Annotated in this window: 13 protein-coding genes and 1 tRNA gene; 11 read left to right on the top strand and 3 right to left on the bottom strand. The window is 32.2% G+C overall.

Annotated elements, in window-relative coordinates:
• Window positions 1-4 precede the first annotated feature (4 nt).
• The gene (locus ABD771_RS12335; RefSeq protein WP_345095020.1) at window positions 5-1,405 is read right to left on the bottom strand and encodes a sensor histidine kinase; all 1,401 of its coding nucleotides are present in this window, start codon (window positions 1,403-1,405) and stop codon (window positions 5-7) included.
• Between the two features lie 195 nt (window positions 1,406-1,600).
• Between ABD771_RS12335 and ABD771_RS12330 the strand changes: the two genes are divergently transcribed.
• Window positions 1,601-1,671 (top strand) — tRNA-Gln (locus ABD771_RS12330).
• Window positions 1,672-1,761: 90 nt separating this feature from the next.
• On the opposite strand, the gene ABD771_RS12325 is transcribed toward ABD771_RS12330, so the two are convergent.
• The gene (locus ABD771_RS12325) at window positions 1,762-2,586 is read right to left on the bottom strand and encodes a universal stress protein (RefSeq protein WP_345095018.1); all 825 of its coding nucleotides are present in this window, start codon (window positions 2,584-2,586) and stop codon (window positions 1,762-1,764) included.
• A gap of 178 nt (window positions 2,587-2,764) precedes the next feature.
• On the opposite strand from ABD771_RS12325, the gene rimP reads away from it, so the two are divergent.
• From rimP to infB, 3 genes are read left to right on the top strand one after another with little or no spacing between them, the layout of a single operon-like run.
• Complete coding sequence (gene rimP, locus ABD771_RS12320) at window positions 2,765-3,232, top strand: ribosome assembly cofactor RimP (protein WP_345095441.1); 468 nt, start codon at window positions 2,765-2,767, stop codon at window positions 3,230-3,232.
• Window positions 3,233-3,240: 8 nt separating this feature from the next.
• Entirely contained in the window at window positions 3,241-4,482 is a 1,242-nt protein-coding gene (gene nusA / locus ABD771_RS12315; RefSeq protein ID WP_344815561.1) for a transcription termination factor NusA, read from the top strand.
• A gap of 40 nt (window positions 4,483-4,522) precedes the next feature.
• Window positions 4,523-7,318 carry a translation initiation factor IF-2 gene (gene infB, locus ABD771_RS12310; RefSeq protein ID WP_345095016.1) on the top strand — a complete coding sequence of 932 codons (2,796 nt, stop codon included), beginning with the start codon at window positions 4,523-4,525 and terminating at the stop codon, window positions 7,316-7,318.
• Between the two features lie 48 nt (window positions 7,319-7,366).
• Here infB and ABD771_RS12305 read toward each other — a convergent pair whose 3' ends face one another.
• Complete coding sequence (locus ABD771_RS12305; RefSeq protein WP_345095014.1) at window positions 7,367-7,759, bottom strand: SPOR domain-containing protein; 393 nt, start codon at window positions 7,757-7,759, stop codon at window positions 7,367-7,369.
• Between the two features lie 216 nt (window positions 7,760-7,975).
• Here ABD771_RS12305 and ABD771_RS12300 point away from each other — a divergent pair, with 216 nt between their 5' ends.
• Genes ABD771_RS12300 through ABD771_RS12270 form a run of 7 tightly spaced genes read left to right on the top strand, consistent with a single transcriptional unit; the run spans window position 7,976 to window position 17,710 of the window.
• The gene (locus ABD771_RS12300) at window positions 7,976-9,325 is read left to right on the top strand and encodes a c-type cytochrome (RefSeq protein WP_345095011.1); all 1,350 of its coding nucleotides are present in this window, start codon (window positions 7,976-7,978) and stop codon (window positions 9,323-9,325) included.
• A 32-nt stretch (window positions 9,326-9,357) separates the two neighbouring features.
• A complete protein-coding gene (locus tag ABD771_RS12295; protein ID WP_345095009.1) occupies window positions 9,358-12,444 on the top strand; it encodes a TAT-variant-translocated molybdopterin oxidoreductase in 3,087 nt (1,028 codons plus the stop codon).
• 37 nt (window positions 12,445-12,481) lie between these two features.
• Window positions 12,482-13,891 carry an NrfD/PsrC family molybdoenzyme membrane anchor subunit gene (nrfD, locus tag ABD771_RS12290; RefSeq protein ID WP_345095006.1) on the top strand — a complete coding sequence of 470 codons (1,410 nt, stop codon included), beginning with the start codon at window positions 12,482-12,484 and terminating at the stop codon, window positions 13,889-13,891.
• Between the two features lie 8 nt (window positions 13,892-13,899).
• A complete protein-coding gene (locus tag ABD771_RS12285) occupies window positions 13,900-14,424 on the top strand; it encodes a DUF3341 domain-containing protein (protein ID WP_345095003.1) in 525 nt (174 codons plus the stop codon).
• 6 nt (window positions 14,425-14,430) lie between these two features.
• On the top strand, window positions 14,431-14,994 hold the full coding sequence (locus tag ABD771_RS12280) for a c-type cytochrome (RefSeq protein ID WP_345095001.1): 564 nt from the start codon (window positions 14,431-14,433) through the stop codon (window positions 14,992-14,994).
• Window positions 14,995-15,021: 27 nt separating this feature from the next.
• Window positions 15,022-16,512 carry a quinol:cytochrome C oxidoreductase gene (locus ABD771_RS12275; protein WP_345094999.1) on the top strand — a complete coding sequence of 497 codons (1,491 nt, stop codon included), beginning with the start codon at window positions 15,022-15,024 and terminating at the stop codon, window positions 16,510-16,512.
• Window positions 16,513-16,531: 19 nt separating this feature from the next.
• Window positions 16,532-17,710, top strand: a complete 1,179-nt coding sequence (locus ABD771_RS12270; RefSeq protein ID WP_345094997.1) for a cytochrome c oxidase subunit II — start codon at window positions 16,532-16,534, stop codon at window positions 17,708-17,710.
• Window positions 17,711-17,727 lie beyond the last annotated feature (17 nt).

The raw sequence follows: 17,727 nt of genomic DNA, 5'->3' as shown, positions 1-17,727 counted from the left end.
AATACTAAGATGGAATTGATAAAATGAATTGCGTTCCTTTTCCTAATTCGCTTACCAAATTAATAGTTCCTTTGTGTGCTTTAATAATTTGGTCAACATAATACAGTCCAAGTCCTAAACCTTTTGTGTTATGAAGGTTTCCTTGTTCCACTCTATAGAATTTGTCAAAAAGTAACGATTGTTTGTTTTTCGCAATTCCTATTCCGTCATCTTCAATACAGATTTTGAATTCATTATTTTGCAAATTTGTAGTTACGAAAATGGTTTTGGTTCCATATTTTACAGCGTTTTCTAAAACATTAATTATTGCTGTTGTAAGATGAAATTTGTCTAAGGTTAATTGTGTTTCTGAATTAAAATTTGTTTTAAAATCAATTGCAGGATTAGCCATTTTGAAATCATTTACTATGGTTTCCAAGAAAGCATTAATTTTTGTTTTTTCTTTTTGCAATTCAATTTCTTCAAAGCCTAATGAGTTACTCATCACCTGATCTATCAAACTTTGTAAACGCTCATTTTGACGGTTTATAGTTTGAATCAATTGGTTGTAAACTAAATCATTTTCTTTTACCTCTTTTCGCTCCAATATTTTTGTAGATACCGATAAAGTTGTAAGTGGTGTTTTTAGTTCGTGAGTAATGTTATTTATAAAATCTGTTTTAATATCACTAATTTTCTTTTGTTTTATTAATGATTTTATTGTTACTACAAATATCGAAATTAAGGTAATTATTGAGGCAATTGCAAAAAATAGCAATAACGACATTCTTTTAAGAATAATTAATTCCCAATTTTTTACAGAGACATATAAGCTATCTTCTGTAAGCAATTTATAATTGGATTTTGATGTATTTGAACTTGTTGTTCCAACATAGTTTCTAACTAAGAAAGCATCTTCTAGTGAAGCTAGATTTCCATACATTTTATTTTCAATAAATGGTTTGGCTGAAAATATAGTGTCCGCTTTTTTGGTGTTGTTATAAATTACAAATTTGTTTAAGATTATAGCAAAATCGATTTCGTTATCTGGAAACTCTTTTTCAAACTTCTTTTGAAGTAAATCGGTTAATTGTTTTCTGTAATGATTTTCTATGAATTGTTTCTTTACTTGACTTCGATAATTTCTATCGATTAGATAGTTTTCTGCTAGCTCTTTGTATATAAAATCTTTATTATTGAATAATGTACTGTCTATATCACTGTAATCATTTGTTATTTCAGCAAGCTTTTCTTTTACTTCAAGACGAAATTGCGCGACTTTGTAGTTATAAGTGGTTTTTACCAAATAATATTGCATAACGCAAAGCGCTATAAGGACTAATCCTGATAAAAGAGTTAATATGTTTATTTTTTGCTTCATAATAAAATTAGATTCAAAAATAGCACGATTTATTGTAAAAATCATTTTTTATTCTTCCTTTAACCTACGATTAACTTTCAAACATATTATATTGAAGAAATGATAGAATTGTAATGCGAATAAAATTAGCACATTAGGTTTTGTATTAAATTCATTTTTCAAAATTTTAAATAAAAGTTGAACAAATATTTGCTTAAAATAAAATTTATATTAAATTTGCACCCGCATTCAAGCACTTATTGGTCTATGGTGTAATGGTAACACAACTGTTTTTGGTGCAGTCTTTCAAGGTTCGAGTCCTTGTAGACCAACAAAAAATCCCAACAGAAATGTTGGGATTTTTTATTTTAAAAAGTAAAAAAACCATCTATTTCTAGATAGTTTTTTATTTAATACAATTATTATATCTTAAAAGTAATAACAGGTCTTGTTGCATGATTAACTAAGTCTTCACTGATACTTCCATTAAAGAAGTGAGAAAGACCTTTTCTTCCGTGTGTACTCATTCCAATTAAATCAGCATTAATGCTATTTGAAAAGTTCAATATTCCTTTTTCAACATTAGTTTCATTGTAAACATGTGTCTCAACTTTTTGAACATTGAAGTTAGAAAGGAATTTTTTCATAGTTTCTTCAGATGTAGAAGTTGATTTAAAATTGTTAGGTGTATTAACCATAACTAAATGTAAAGTTGAATCAAATTTGTTTGCAAAATCAACTACTTTTTCAAATGGTTTTTTTACTTCGTCACTAAAGTCAGAAGCAAAAACAAAATTATTAACTGTAAAATCGTTTTCTTCTTTTTTGATAATTAGGACAGGAACTTCAGAGTTACGAACTACTTTTTCAGCATTAGAACCAATAAACATTTCTTTGTAGCCACTTGCACCATGCGAACCCATTACAATTAAATCTACATTGTTTAGTTGGCTAATTTTTAAGATACCATCAAAAGCCAATTCAAATTGCACAATTTCAGAAACTTTTAAACCATCAAGATAATCTTCATCCATAAGGTCTTCTAATTTTTTTATAGCGGCATTTTTGAAAAACATGATTTCTGGAATAGCTGCGCCAGATCCAATAGCATCACTTGCTTGATTTGGAAATTCTAACATGTGCAATAAAATAATTTCGCCATTATTTTTCTTTGCAATTTGTGCAGCAACTTTTAAAGCATATTCAGCATTTTGAGAAAAGTCTGTAGGGATTAGGATTTTTTTCATGATTGTTTGTAAATTATTGGTTTTATTCAAATTAAATTTCAAAGGTTAAAGGTAAGAAAATTTTTTAAGATTTCTAAATGATATTTGTCATATAAAAAAAAAGACTATATTTGCACCATTATTTATTAGTACAAACTAAATAATGAGGGAAGCACTGCTTCCCTCTTTTTATAAGAATATGACATTTAGAGAACAAGTTACAAAACTTTTAGAAGAAGGTTTGTCTGAAAAACCAGAAATGTTTTTGATAGACTTATCAATTTCAGATAATTACAAAATTATTGTAACTTTGGATGGTGATAAGGGTGTTAATCTTCAAGATTGTATAGATGTAAGTAGAATTATTGAAAATAATCTAGATAGAGAAGAGCATGATTTTGAGCTTGAAGTAGCGTCCGTTGGTGTTGGTTCGCCATTAAAATTAAAAAGACAATACATAAAGAATATAGGAAGGACTTTAAAGGTTAAAACCGGAAAAGAAACTATAGAGGCAGAATTGATTGATGCAGACGAGCAAAAAATAGTTTTATCTTGGATGGCAAGAGAGCCAAAAAAAATAGGAAAAGGTAAGGAAACAGTTCAAAAAAAATTAGAATTACCTTACTCAGAAATAATAGAAGCAGTTGTTACAATAAATTTTAATTAAATAGAATAATGGAAAATATTGCATTAATCGAATCATTCTCAGAGTTTAAAGATGATAAACTTATTGATCGAGTAACGCTTATGGCGATTTTGGAAGATGTTTTTAGAAATGCTTTAAAAAAGAAGTATGGTTCTGATGACAATTTTGATATTATCATAAATCCTGATAAAGGAGATATGGAAATCTGGAGAAGAAGAATTGTTGTTGCCGATGATGATTTAGATTTAGAGAATGAAGAAATTACACTTACAGAAGCTAGGAGAATAGAACCTGATTTTGAAATTGGGGAAGAAGTTTCCGAGGAAGTTAAATTAATTGATTTAGGAAGAAGAGCTATTTTAGCTTTGCGCCAAAATTTAATTTCAAAAATTCACGAACACGATAATACTAACTTGTACAAACAATTTAAAGATATTATTGGGGAAATCTATACAGCAGAAGTACACCATGTTCGCCCAAGAGTTGTAATTTTGGTTGATGACGAAGGAAATGAAATTGTATTACCAAAAGAAAAGCAAATTCCATCTGATTTTTTCCGTAAAGGAGATAATGTCAAAGGAATTATTGAAAGCGTTGAACTAAAAGGAAATAAACCTCAAATTATCATGTCAAGAACTTCTGAGAAGTTTTTAGAAAAATTATTTGAACAAGAAATTCCAGAAGTTTTCGACGGACTTATTATGATTAAAAAAGTAGTAAGAATTCCTGGTGAAAAAGCAAAAGTAGCTGTTGATTCTTATGATGATAGAATTGATCCAGTTGGAGCTTGCGTTGGTATGAAAGGATCTCGTATTCATGGAATTGTTCGTGAATTAGGAAATGAAAACATTGATGTAATAAATTATACAACTAATGCGTCTCTGTTAATTACAAGAGCATTAAGTCCTGCAAAAGTTTCTTCTGTGAAAATTGATGAAGAAACAAAACATGCTGAAGTGTTTTTGAAATTAGAAGAAGTTTCTAAAGCAATTGGTCGCGGAGGACAAAATATTAAATTAGCAGGTCAATTATCTGGATATGAATTAGATGTTATCAGAGAAGGAAGCACAGCAGAAGATGATGATGTTGAATTAACAGAATTCTCAGACGAAATTGACGGTTGGATTATTGATGAGTTTGCAAAAATTGGGTTGGATACTGCAAAAAGTATATTAAAACAAGATGTTGCTGATTTAGCAAGAAGAACTGATTTAGAAGAAGAAACAATACAAGAAGTAATGCGCATATTGAAAGAAGAGTTTGAAGACTAATTTTTCACCCCAATAAAAAAAAGAATTTATAAAAGATTTTATGTCTGAAGAAAGAAATATTAGAATAAACAAAGTTTTAAGGGAATTAAACATTTCGTTAGAAAGAGCTGTCGATTATCTTAAGGATAAAGGGATTGCTATTGATGCAAACCCAAATGCTAAGATTTCCGATAAAGAATTTGATATTCTACAAAATCAATTTGCCGGAGACAAAGGCAATAAGGAAGCGTCTAAAGGTGTTAGCGAAGAAATTAAAAAAGAAAAAGAAGCGCTTCGTCTTGAAAGAGAAAAAGAAATAGAAGACAAAAGAAAACAAGAAGAAGAACGTCATCGTCTTGAAGTAATCAAAGCTAAAGCTGTCGTTTCTGGGCCAAAACAAGTAGGTAAAATTGATTTAGAACCTAAAGCGGTTCCGGCTAATAAACCTGAAAGTATAAAATCTGAAGCAAAAGTTGAAGAAAAACCAGCTCCTGTAAAAGAGAAACTTGTTCAATCTAAAGAAAAACTTACAGTAGCAGAAGAAAAACCTATTCAAAAACAGATTGTTGTTGAAGCAAAAGTTGAAGAAGCAAAAGTTGATAAAATAGTTGACAATCTTCCTGTTGAGGATGAAACACACACAACTCAATATCAAAACCTTTCTGGGCCAACTTTAACAGGTCAAAAAATTGATTTATCTCAATTTAATAAACCTAAAAAGACTACTCCACCTAAAATCAATAGTGCTAATAAGGTTGATCCAAACAAAAATAAGAGAAAAAGAATTCCGCCAAAACCAGGTGAAGCTCGTCCAGGGAATGCTGGAGGAAATGCTGCTGGAGGTCAAAATAAACCAGGAGGTACAGGTGGTAATAAATTTGTTGCTAATAAACCAGGTGGAGGAGGTTTCCAAAAAGGAAATAGACCAGCAATAGTTCAAAAAGTTGAGCCTACAGAAGAGGAAGTTAAAAACCAAATCAAAGAAACTCTTGAAAGACTTCAAGGGAAAGGTTCAAAATCTAAAGCTGCAAAATATAGAAGAGATAAAAGAGATACGCACCGTCAGCGCTCTGATGATGAACAAAGAGCATTAGACGAAGGAAGCAAAACTATTAAAGTTACAGAATTTGTTACTGTAGGTGAAGTTGCTACAATGATGGATGTGCCTATTACTAAAGTAATTGGTACTTGTATGTCTTTAGGAATTATGGTTACAATGAATCAACGTTTAGATGCTGAAACATTAACTATTGTTGCTGATGAGTTTGGTTATGAAGTTGAATTTATTACAACTGATCTTGAGGAAGCAATAGAAATTGTTGAAGATAGACAAGAAGATTTAGTAACAAGAGCACCTATAGTTACTGTAATGGGTCACGTTGACCACGGTAAAACCTCTTTGTTAGATAATATCCGTAAAGAAAATGTAATCGCTGGAGAATCTGGAGGAATTACACAACATATTGGAGCTTATGCCGTACAATTAGATAACGGACAAAAAATAACATTCCTTGATACACCTGGTCACGAAGCATTTACCGCTATGCGTGCTCGTGGAGCTCAAGTAACCGATATTGCAATTATCGTAATCGCTGCCGATGATGACATCATGCCACAAACTAAAGAGGCAATCAGTCACGCACAAGCAGCTGGTGTTCCAATGATATTTGCTATTAATAAAGTAGATAAGCCACATGCTAATCCTGAAAAAATTAAGGAAAAATTAGCAGCAATGAATTTACTTGTTGAAGATTGGGGTGGTAAATACCAATCGCATGACATTTCTGCTAAAATGGGAATGGGAGTAAAAGAGCTTTTAGAAAAAGTATTGTTAGAAGCCGAATTATTAGATTTAAAAGCAAATCCTAATAAACCTGCTGTTGGTACTGTTGTGGAAGCACAATTAGACAAAGGTAGAGGATATGTTTCTACTATTTTAGTACAATCTGGAACTTTAAGAGTTGGAGATTATGTATTGGCTGGTAAAAATCATGGTAAGGTTAAGGCAATGTATGATGAAAGAGGAAACAGTGTAAAAGAAGCCGGTCCTTCAACTCCAATGTCAATTTTAGGTTTGGATGGTGCGCCAACTGCTGGAGATAAATTCAATGTTTTTGAAGACGAAAGAGAAGCTAAACAAATCGCTGTTAAACGTACGCAATTAATGCGTGAACAATCGGTTAGAACGCAACGTCATATTACACTTGCAGAAATTGGTCGTCGTATTGCGCTTGGACAATTTAAAGAATTGAACATTATCCTTAAAGGAGACGTTGATGGTTCTGTTGAAGCATTATCGAATTCATTCTCTAAATTATCTACCGAAGAAATTCAAATCAATATTATCCATAAAGGTGTTGGAGCAATTACTGAAACTGACGTTATGTTGGCTTCTGCTTCTGATGCTATTATTATTGGATTTAATGTTCGTCCAGCTGGAAATGCTCGTCAACTTGCAGATAAAGAAGAAATTGATATCAGAAATTACTCTATCATCTATGATGCAATTGATGACTTGAAAGATGCAATGGAAGGAATGTTGTCTCCAGAAATGAAAGAAGAAATTACTGGAACTGCTGAAATCCGTGAAACATTCAAAATTTCTAAGGTTGGAACAATTGCAGGATGTATGGTGACCGACGGTAAGATCTTTAGAAATTCTAGAATTAGAATTATCCGTGAAGGTGTCGTAATATTTACAGGAGAGCTTACAGCTTTAAAACGATTTAAAGATGATGTTAAAGAAGTTTCTAAAGGTTATGATTGTGGTATTCAAATCAAAAATTACAACGAAATAGAGCAACTAGACATAATCGAAGCGTTCCAAGAAGTAGAGGTTAAGAAAAAACTTAAATAATTATAATTTTACAGATTAAAAAAATCCCGAGAAATCGGGATTTTTTGTTTATTGTTTTGAAGGCTTGATTAGAATTGCGGAAGGATATTTTTTCTTTAATAAATTTAAGTTTCTTTCAGCTTCAATTCTTGTTTTAAAATTGCCTACCCACACTTTATATAAAGGTGTGCTAAATATAATCGTTGCATCATAGTTTTTGTTCTCTTTTTTAAATTGTATTAGAGTTTTCTTAGAGGCATCGCTCGTACCATTAAATATTTGTATTTTATATCTGTTATTTATTGTTATTGAAGAGTTTACCTTTCTCTTTTCGTTTAATAATTGTTCAAATTTTGGGTCTTGATTCACATTCGTATTCTGTGCTTTTATGGTGTTAAAATTGAAAAATAAAAAAATAAATAGGAAGAGATTTAAAGGTCTTTTTTTTGTTAAATATTTCATAATGGTTTGATTTTAATGCAAATGTAGTTGAAAAAATATTTGTTGAAATATAAAAATTATTTAGAATTAATATAAATTGATAATTAAGATATATTTAAGGTTTTGAGAATAGTTCATAAATCGTATTTTTGCTCAAGTTTTAAAAAAAGTGTATTGGTAATTTGTTTAATCATAAGAAAAAACCATACCAAAATTTAGTCGATAATCATTTATAATATGAAAAAAGTGGGTAACCATAGTTCGATTTCTAGAATTTATTCATTTGGATTAGCTTTAATGCTAACTATCTCCTTGTCTTCATTTGCTCAAGAAACTGCTGCTCCGGCTGCAACAGCTATGCCAGCTGCTGCTCCTGCTGCAACTACTCCTGCTGCAACTGCTGGAGGAGATGCTGTGAAAGGAAAAGAATTATTTAATGCAAATTGTGCAGCATGTCATAACTTAGATAAGAAAATGACAGGTCCGGCACTAAGAGGTATTTCTGCAAAATATGATATGCCTTGGTTGTACAAGTGGATAAACAATAGTTCTGCATTAATCAAATCTGGTGATGCTAAAGCTGTAAAAGTTTTTGAGGAAAATAATAAATCAGTAATGACTGCTTTTCCTCAATTGTCAACTGCTGATATTGATAATATTATTGCTTACACTTCTGAGCCTAAAGCTGAGCCTCCAGTAAATGTAAGTGCTGGTCCTCCGGGAGAAACTACTTCGATTAACGAAGGTATTTCAAATGATATTATCCTAGGTGCTTTGGCTCTAGTGATGTTGATGTTGGTAGTGATGTTGTTCTTAGTGAATAATGTTCTAACTAAAATCGCAAAAGCTAATGGAATTGAAGCTTTAGCAAAACAACCATCAATGCCAATTTGGAAAGCATTCGCTAAAAATCAGTTTTTAGTATTGGTTTCTTCTATATTTTTATTGTTAGCTAGTGGTTATTTTGTTTATGGTTTCTTGATGCAAGTTGGTATTGACCAAGATTATGCTCCAGTTCAGCCAATTCATTATTCTCACAGAATTCACGCGGGTAGTAATGGTATAGATTGTAAATATTGTCACTCTTCAGCTAGAGTTAGTAAAAATGCTGGTATACCATCTTTGAATGTGTGTATGAATTGTCATAAAAATATTGCTGAAGTTTCTGATACTACTGCTACAGAAGATTACTCAAAAGCATTCTATGATAAAGAAATTCAAAAATTATACAAAGCTGTGGGTTGGGATCAAAGCACTCAAAAATATACTGGTAAAACAGAGCCGGTGAAATGGGTTAGAATTCATAATTTACCTGATTTTGCTTATTTCAATCATTCACAACACGTAACTGTTGCAGGTATTGAATGTCAAAAATGTCATGGTGAAGTTCAAACTTACGAAATACAAAAACAATTTGCTACTTTAACTATGGGATGGTGTATAGATTGTCACCGTAAAACTGATGTTAAAATGGAAGGAAATGCTTATTACGATAAAATTCATAAAGAACTTTCTAAAAGATACGGTGTAGACAAATTGACTGCAGCACAAATGGGAGGTTTAGAATGTGGTAAGTGTCACTATTAATCAAATTATTAAGAAGCTAATATTTATATACGATGTCATCTAACAAAAAATACTGGAAAAGTGTTGAGGAACTAAACGGAAATAGTTCTATTGTTGAGACGCTTAGAAATAATGAGTTTGTAGAACAAATCCCAACGGATGAATTCTTATCAAACGAATCATTATCATCTTCATCAACTACTCGTCGTGATTTCTTAAAGTACGTTGGTTTTACAACTGCAGCTGCTTCGTTAGCTGCATGTGAAGGACCAGTTCATAAATCAATTCCATACGTGGTTCAACCAGATACAATCATTCCTGGTGTTGCTGATTTTTATGCAACATCTATGTTTGATGGTTTTGATTTTGCAAATCTTTTAGTGAAGACAAGAGAAGGTCGTCCAATTAAAATTGAGAATAATACAATTGAAGGAGCTAAGTTTGCTGCCAATGCAAGAGTTCATGCTTCAGTATTATCTTTATATGATAGTATGCGTCTTACTTCTCCAAAAGTTGATTCTAAGTCAGCAACATGGAATGAAGTTGATGCAAAAGTTAAAGTTAGTTTAGCTGATGCAAAAGCATCTGGTAAGCAAGTTGTTTTATTGACTAACACTTTAGCGAGTCCTTCTACTGAAAAATTAATTTCAGACTTTATCTCAAAAAATCCTACTGCTAAACATGTGGTTTATGATTCTGTTTCTGAATCTGCTGCTTTAGATGCTTTTGAATCGGTTTATGGAGAAAGAGCTTTAGTAGATTATGATTTTTCAAAAGCAAATACAATTGTTTCTATCGATGCTGATTTCTTAGGTGATTGGCAAGGTGGAGGTTTTGATAAAGGATATGCACAAGGAAGAATTCCTCAAGCTGGAAAAATGTCAAAGCATTTTCAATTTGAAGCAAACATGACATTGTCTGGAGCTGCAGCTGATAAAAGAGTTCCAATGACTATCTCTAATCAAAAATTAGCCTTAGTAAAAATATATAACATTATAACTGGTGCTTCTGTTTCAACAGGAAAAATTGAAAATGAAGCTGAAGTTGTAAAAGCTGCAAATCAATTAAAAGACGCAGGAAGTAAAGGTCTTTTGGTTTCTGGTATTCAAGATAAAAATGCTCAGTTATTAGTTATTGCTATCAATCAAGTTTTAAAAAGTGAAGCTTTATTAACTGCTGGTGCAAGGCTAATCAGAAAAGGATCTAACGAAAAAGTTGCTCAATTAATTTCAGATATGAATGCAGGTTTGGTTCACACTCTTATCATGAGTGGTGTTAACCCTGTATACACTTTGGCAAATAGCAAATCTTTTGTTAGTGGTTTGAAAAAAGTAAAGACATCTGTTGCTTTTTCTCTTAAAGAAGATGAAACTGCGGAGCTTACTACAATTGCAGCTGCAACGCCTCATTATTTAGAATCTTGGAACGATTTAATGTTGACAAAAGGAACTTATTCTTTAGTTCAGCCAACTATTCGCCCATTATTCAATACAAAACAATTCCAAGAATCATTAATGTCTTGGAATGGAGTAGCTGGAAATTACTACGATTATATAAAAGCAAATTCTGCGAGTTTTATTTCAGGTTCATCTTGGAATAAAGTACTTCATGATGGTGTTTTTGTTTCAGGAGTTAGCACTTTAGCTGGTGGTACTGCTGATTATAATGGAGCTGCATCAGCTTTATCTCAATCAAAACCTGCACAAGGTTTTGAATTAGTATTATATACTAAAGTTGGTTTAGGTGATGGTCAACAAGCAAATAACCCATGGTTACAAGAATTCCCAGATCCTATTACAAGAGTTTCATGGGATAATTATGTTACTGTTTCTCAATTTGATGCTAATAAATTAAAAATAGAAAACAAAATTGTTGCTAATGGAGGTCTTAACGGAAGTTATGCTACTCTAACTGTTAATGGAGTAAAATTAGAAAATGTACCTGTAATTGTTCAGCCTGGACAAGCTAAGGGGACATTGGGTTTAGCTCTTGGATATGGTAAAAAAGCTGCATTAAAAGAAGAAATGCAAGTAGGTGTTAATGCTTACGCTTTATATAATAATTTCAATAATGTTCAATCTGCAACTATCACTAAAGGTGATGGAGAGCATGAGTTTGCATGTGTTCAGTCACAAAAAACTTTAATGGGTAGAGGAGATATTGTTAGAGAAACTACACTTGAAATTTTCAGAACAGCTAAAGATAGTAGAGAATGGAACCCAGTTCCTATGGTATCTTTAGATCACAAAGAAGTAGAAGCTACTAAAGTTGATTTATGGGAATCATTTGATCGTTCAACCGGTCACCATTTCAATTTATCAATTGACTTGAATGCTTGTACTGGATGTGGTGCTTGTGTTATAGCTTGTCACGCTGAAAATAACGTGCCAGTTGTTGGTAAGTCTGAGGTAAGAAGAAGTCGCGATATGCATTGGTTGCGTATTGATAGATACTATTCTTCTGAAGACACTTTTGCTGGTGACAACAAGAAAAAAGAAGAATTTGACGGTTTAGATTTGGGTGGATTTATTGTTGGGGATGAAGAGACCAAAGGTTCATTAGGCGGATTCAGAAAAATGGAAAATCCTGCAGATAATCCTCAAGTGGCTTTCCAACCAGTTATGTGTCAGCATTGTAATCACGCTCCTTGTGAAACTGTTTGTCCAGTTGCTGCAACTTCTCACGGTCGTCAAGGTCAAAATCAAATGGCTTATAACAGATGTGTTGGTACTCGTTACTGTGCTAACAACTGTCCATATAAAGTACGTCGTTTCAACTGGTTCTTATACAACAATAACAGCGAATTTGATTTCCATATGAATGATGATTTAGGTCGTATGGTTGTTAATCCAGATGTAAATGTTCGTTCTCGTGGAGTTATGGAAAAATGTTCTATGTGTATTCAAATGACACAAAAAACTATTCTTGATGCAAAACGTGAAGGAAGAGAAATAAAAGATGGTGAATTCCAAACCGCTTGTTCAAATGCATGTTCTTCAGGAGCAATGATATTTGGAGATGTAAATGATAAAGAATCTAAAGTAGCTGAGTTACTAGAAGACAAAAGAATGTATCATTTGTTAGAGCATGTTGGAACTAAGCCAAACGTTATCTACCACGTAAAAGTTAGAAATACCTAGTTTAAAAAAGATTAATTAAGAAACAAGATAAAGGATTATGTCGTCTCACTACGAAGCACCCATTAGAAAACCATTAGTTATTGGTGATAAAAGTTATCACGATGTGACTGTCGATGTTGCTGCTCCTGTTGAAGGAAGAGCAAACAAACAATGGTGGACCGTTTTTTCAATCGCATTAGCAGCTTTCCTTTGGGGAATAGGTTGTATCACATATACCATTTCAACTGGTATCGGAACTTGGGGTCTTAACAAGACTGTAGGTTGGGCTTGGGATATTACCAATTTCGTTTGGTGGGTTGGTATCGGTCACGCAGGAACACTTATTTCTGCAGTACTTTTACTTTTCCGTCAAAGATGGAGAATGGCTATTAACCGTTCTGCGGAAGCAATGACAATTTTCTCAGTTGTTCAAGCAGGATTATTCCCAATCATCCACATGGGTAGACCATGGTTAGCTTATTGGGTTGTTCCAATTCCTAATCAATTTGGTTCTCTTTGGGTTAACTTTAACTCACCTCTTCTTTGGGACGTATTCGCAATTTCGACGTATCTTTCAGTATCATTAGTTTTCTGGTGGACTGGTTTACTTCCTGATTTTGCAATGTTAAGAGACAGAGCTGTTACTCCTTTCAACAAAAAGATTTACTCTATTTTGAGTTTCGGATGGAGCGGTAGAGCAAAAGATTGGCAACGTTTTGAAGAAGTTTCTTTAGTATTAGCTGGTTTAGCTACACCTTTGGTTCTTTCTGTACACACGATTGTATCATTTGACTTTGCTACTTCGGTAGTACCTGGTTGGCATACAACTATATTCCCACCTTACTTCGTTGCCGGTGCAGTATTCTCAGGGTTTGCAATGGTTAATACCTTGTTAATCATCATGAGAAAGGTTTCTAACTTAGAAGCATATATAACAATTCAACATATCGAATTGATGAATATTGTAATCATGATTACTGGTTCTATCGTTGGTGTTGCCTATATCACAGAGTTATTCGTTGCTTGGTATTCAGGTGTTGAGTATGAACAATATGCTTTCTTAAACAGAGCAACTGGTCCTTACTGGTGGGCATATTGGTCAATGATGACATGTAATGTATTTTCTCCACAGTTTATGTGGTCTAAGAAATTAAGAACTAGTATTATGTTCTCTTTCATAATCTCAATTGTTGTAAATATTGGAATGTGGTTCGAACGTTTTGTAATTATCGTTACTTCATTACACAGAGATTATCTTCCGTCATCTTGGACTATGTTCTCTCCAACATTTGTTGATATTGGTATCTTCATTGGAACTATAGGATTCTTTTTTGTTTTATTCTTATTGTATGCTAGAACTTTCCCAGTTATTGCTCAAGCAGAGGTTAAAACAATCTTGAAATCTTCTGGTGAGAATTATAAGAGAGAGAGAGAAAAAGAAGGACATAATCATTCAGAAAAACATTAGTATTTGTTATGAGTAATAAAGTTATATACGCAATATACAATGATGATGATATTTTAATGGATGCTGTAAAGCAAACTAGAAAAGCACATCATCATATTGAAGAAGTTTTCACTCCATTTCCTGTTCACGGATTGGATAAAGCGATGGGATTGGCACCAACCAGACTTGCAATATGTGCATTTATTTATGGTTGTATAGGTATCAGTGTTGCAACAACAATGATGAATTACATTATGATACAAGATTGGCCTCAAGATATTGGAGGAAAGCCAAGTATGAGCTACATACAAAATATGCCTGCTTTTGTGCCGGTAATGTTTGAAATGACAGTTTTCTTTGCAGCTCACTTAATGGTAATTACTTTTTATATGAGAAGTAAATTGTGGCCGTTTAAAAAAGCAGAAAATCCTGATGTGAGAACAACAGATGATCACTTCTTAATGGAAGTAGCTGTAAATAATAATGAAGAGGAATTGACTTCTTTCTTAAAAAATACAGGTGCAGTTGAAGTTAAAGTAATTGATAAGCACTAAACAGACATGAAAAGTATAATAAAAATAACATTAGTATTAGGTATAATAGTATCTCTTTCTTCATGTAAAGATAATGCATCACCTAATTATCAGTATATGCCAAACATGTACGAGTCAGTTGCATATGAAACATATTCTGAATCAAAAGCATTTAACTCAGTTAATGGTTTAAAAGGTAAAGAAGGTCAATTACCAGCTGTTGGTTCAATTAAAAGAGGTTATGTTCCTTATGAATATGCAGATACGCCAGAATCTTTTGCAGCTGTTAAAGCAGCAAATCTTAAATCTCCTTTAGATCCATCTAAAATTGATATGAAAAAGGCAGAGGAACTTTATGTGATATATTGTGGTATTTGTCATGGTACTGCTGGTGATGGTAAAGGTAAATTAGTTACTCAAGGTAAATTTCTTGGAGTACCAAGTTATGTAGATAGAGTTATTAATGAAGGTAGTATTAATCACGTAATTAACTATGGTTTAAATTCAATGGGTTCATATGCTACTCAATTAAATCAAGAAGAACGTTGGATGGTTGCTGCTTATGTGATGAAGCTTAAAAGTGAATTATAATTGTAGAACAAACAGATTGTTAAAGATATGTACACATTTTCAAAAGGTTTAAAAAACACAGCGCTTGTTCTAATGATTTTAGGATTAGTTGGTATAGTGTATGGTTTTTTATCTACTCCAAAGACTATAGAAGAAGTTGAAAAAATAGTTGCCGCGAGTCATCATGGTAATCATGATACTAAGGCTGACGCTCACAATACACATGAAGTAGTAGCGAATCATCATGAAGTAAAAGAAGAAGCAAAAAATGATGAATCTAAAACAGACACTACTTCTGTAGTTCATGAAATGGATTCGGTAAAAGCTGAAGTTGCTCCTTTAGCAAAAGATAATCATCATGATAATCATGCTGCTAGCAATGTTTCAGAATCTAAAGTTGATGCTGAAAAAGAGCATAAAGAGCATTTAGAACATGTTTTACACCAATTACAAAATAAGCCTTGGTCGGCTTTATATGTTGCTTGTATTTTCTTCATGTTAATTTCATTAGGAGTTTTAGCTTTTTATGCAATTCAACAAGTAGCACAAGCAGGTTGGTCTCCAGTATTGTTTAGAGTTATGCAAGGAATCACGGCTTATTTACCAGTGGGTTCTATTATATTTTTCGGAATATTAGTTATGTCTGCTTTACATTTAAATCATATTTTTGTTTGGATGCAAGATGGAGTTACAGAAGTAGGTAATCCTAATTATGATAAATTAATTGCTGGAAAATCCGGTTATTTAAATCCTACATTTTGGTTAATTAGAGCTGCAGTTTTCTTAATAGGATGGAATTTGTATCGTTATATGTCAAGAAAAAATTGTTTGGCACAAGATGAATCAAATGATAATACTTTTTATAAAAAGAATTTCAAACTTTCTGCAGGATTTTTAGTTTTCTTTATTGTAACTGAATCTATCATGTCTTGGGATTGGTTGATGTCTTTTGATCCTCATTGGTTTAGTACACTTTTTGGATGGTATGTATTTGCTAGTTTCTTTGTAAGTGGTATTACAACAATTTCAATGGTTACTCTGTATTTGAAATCTAAAGGTTATTTAGAAAATGTAAATTCAAGCCATATTCACGATTTATCTAAATTCATGTTTGGTATTAGTGTTTTTTGGACTTACTTATGGTTTTCTCAATTCATGCTTATTTGGTATGCAAATATTCCAGAAGAGGTTACTTATTTTATAACTAGAATTGAGCACTATAATTTACCATTTTTTGGTGCAGTTGTTATGAATTTCGTTTTCCCATTGTTAGTTTTAATTAATACTGACTTCAAACGTATAGCACCGATTATTGTAGGAGCAGGTGTTGTTATTTTATTAGGGCACTATGTAGATTTCTTTAATATGGTTATGCCTGCTACTGTTGGGGATCAATGGTTCATAGGTGTATCTGAAATCGCTTCTGTATTATTCTTTTTAGGATTGTTTATTTTTGTTGTATTTACTGCTTTATCTAAAGTTCCACTTACTCCAAAACGTAACCCTTTCATCGAAGAAAGTAAACATTTTCATTATTAATATTTAAAGAAAAGAACAAATGACAAGTTTATTAGTACTTCTTGTTTTAGTTTTATTATCTGTTGCCCTTTGGCAATTGACTAAAATTTTTGACCTAACGCAAGTTGGTAAACAATCTGATAACAATCAGATAGCCGATGATAACGACAATAATGTTAATGGGTATTTATCTTTTGCCTTTTTAGCGTTCATTTATTTAATAACAATATTTTGTTTTGCTAATTATGGAAAATTTCCATTAATGAGTAATGCTGCTTCTGTTCATGGAAAAGAAGTAGATCAATTGATGTGGATTTCAATGATTCTAATATTTATTGTTCAAACTATTACTCAAGGGTTATTGTTTTATTTTTCTTATAAATACAGAGGTAAAAAAGGACAAATAGCTACTTACTTTTCTGACAATAACAAATTAGAGTTTATTTGGAGTTCGATACCCGCATTAGTATTAGCGGTATTAATCTTTTTCGGATTGTATTCTTGGACAGATATAATGTTTGTAAATGAAAAAGAAGAAAAGCCAATTGTAATTGAAGTTTATGCTCAGCAATTTAAATGGTCTGTAAGATATGCAGGTGATGATAATGTTTTAGGTAAAGCTAATGTTAGATTAATCGAAGGAGTTAATACTTTGGGTGTTGATTTAGCTGATCCAAATGCTCAAGACGATATTGTTGCCGACGAATTACACTTACCGAAAGGTAAAAAAGTAATTTTCAAAATTCGTTCTCAAGATGTTTTGCATTCTTTCTATATGCCTCACTTTAGAGCTCAAATGAATTGTGTTCCTGGTATGGTAACTCAATTTGCTTTTACTCCATCAATGACTACCTCAGAAATGAGAGATACGAAAGATATGACAGAAAAAGTTGCTAATATTAATAAGATTAGAGAAAATAAAAGCAAACAATTAGTTGCTGAAGGGAAAACTGCTTTAGATCCATATCAATTTGATTTCTTGTTGTTATGTAATAAGATTTGTGGTTCTTCACATTACAATATGCAAATGAAAGTTATTGTAGAAAGTGAAACTGATTACAATAAATGGTTAAAAGAAAAAACGAAACTGGTACAATCAGTAAAAACTGCTGTAGCAGAAGAAGCTGTCGCTAAATTAGCTGAATCTAATCCAACTAAAATTGATACTACTTTGCTAAAGAAAGATACTACTTTAGTAGCTGAAGCCCCAACTAAATAATAAAAATATAATATATT

Source organism: Flavobacterium chungnamense (assembly GCF_039539165.1).
GTDB classification, from domain to species: domain Bacteria; phylum Bacteroidota; class Bacteroidia; order Flavobacteriales; family Flavobacteriaceae; genus Flavobacterium; species Flavobacterium chungnamense.
The sequence above is the reverse complement of the archived record's forward strand: the minus strand, read 5'-3'. Positions and strand labels throughout refer to the sequence as shown.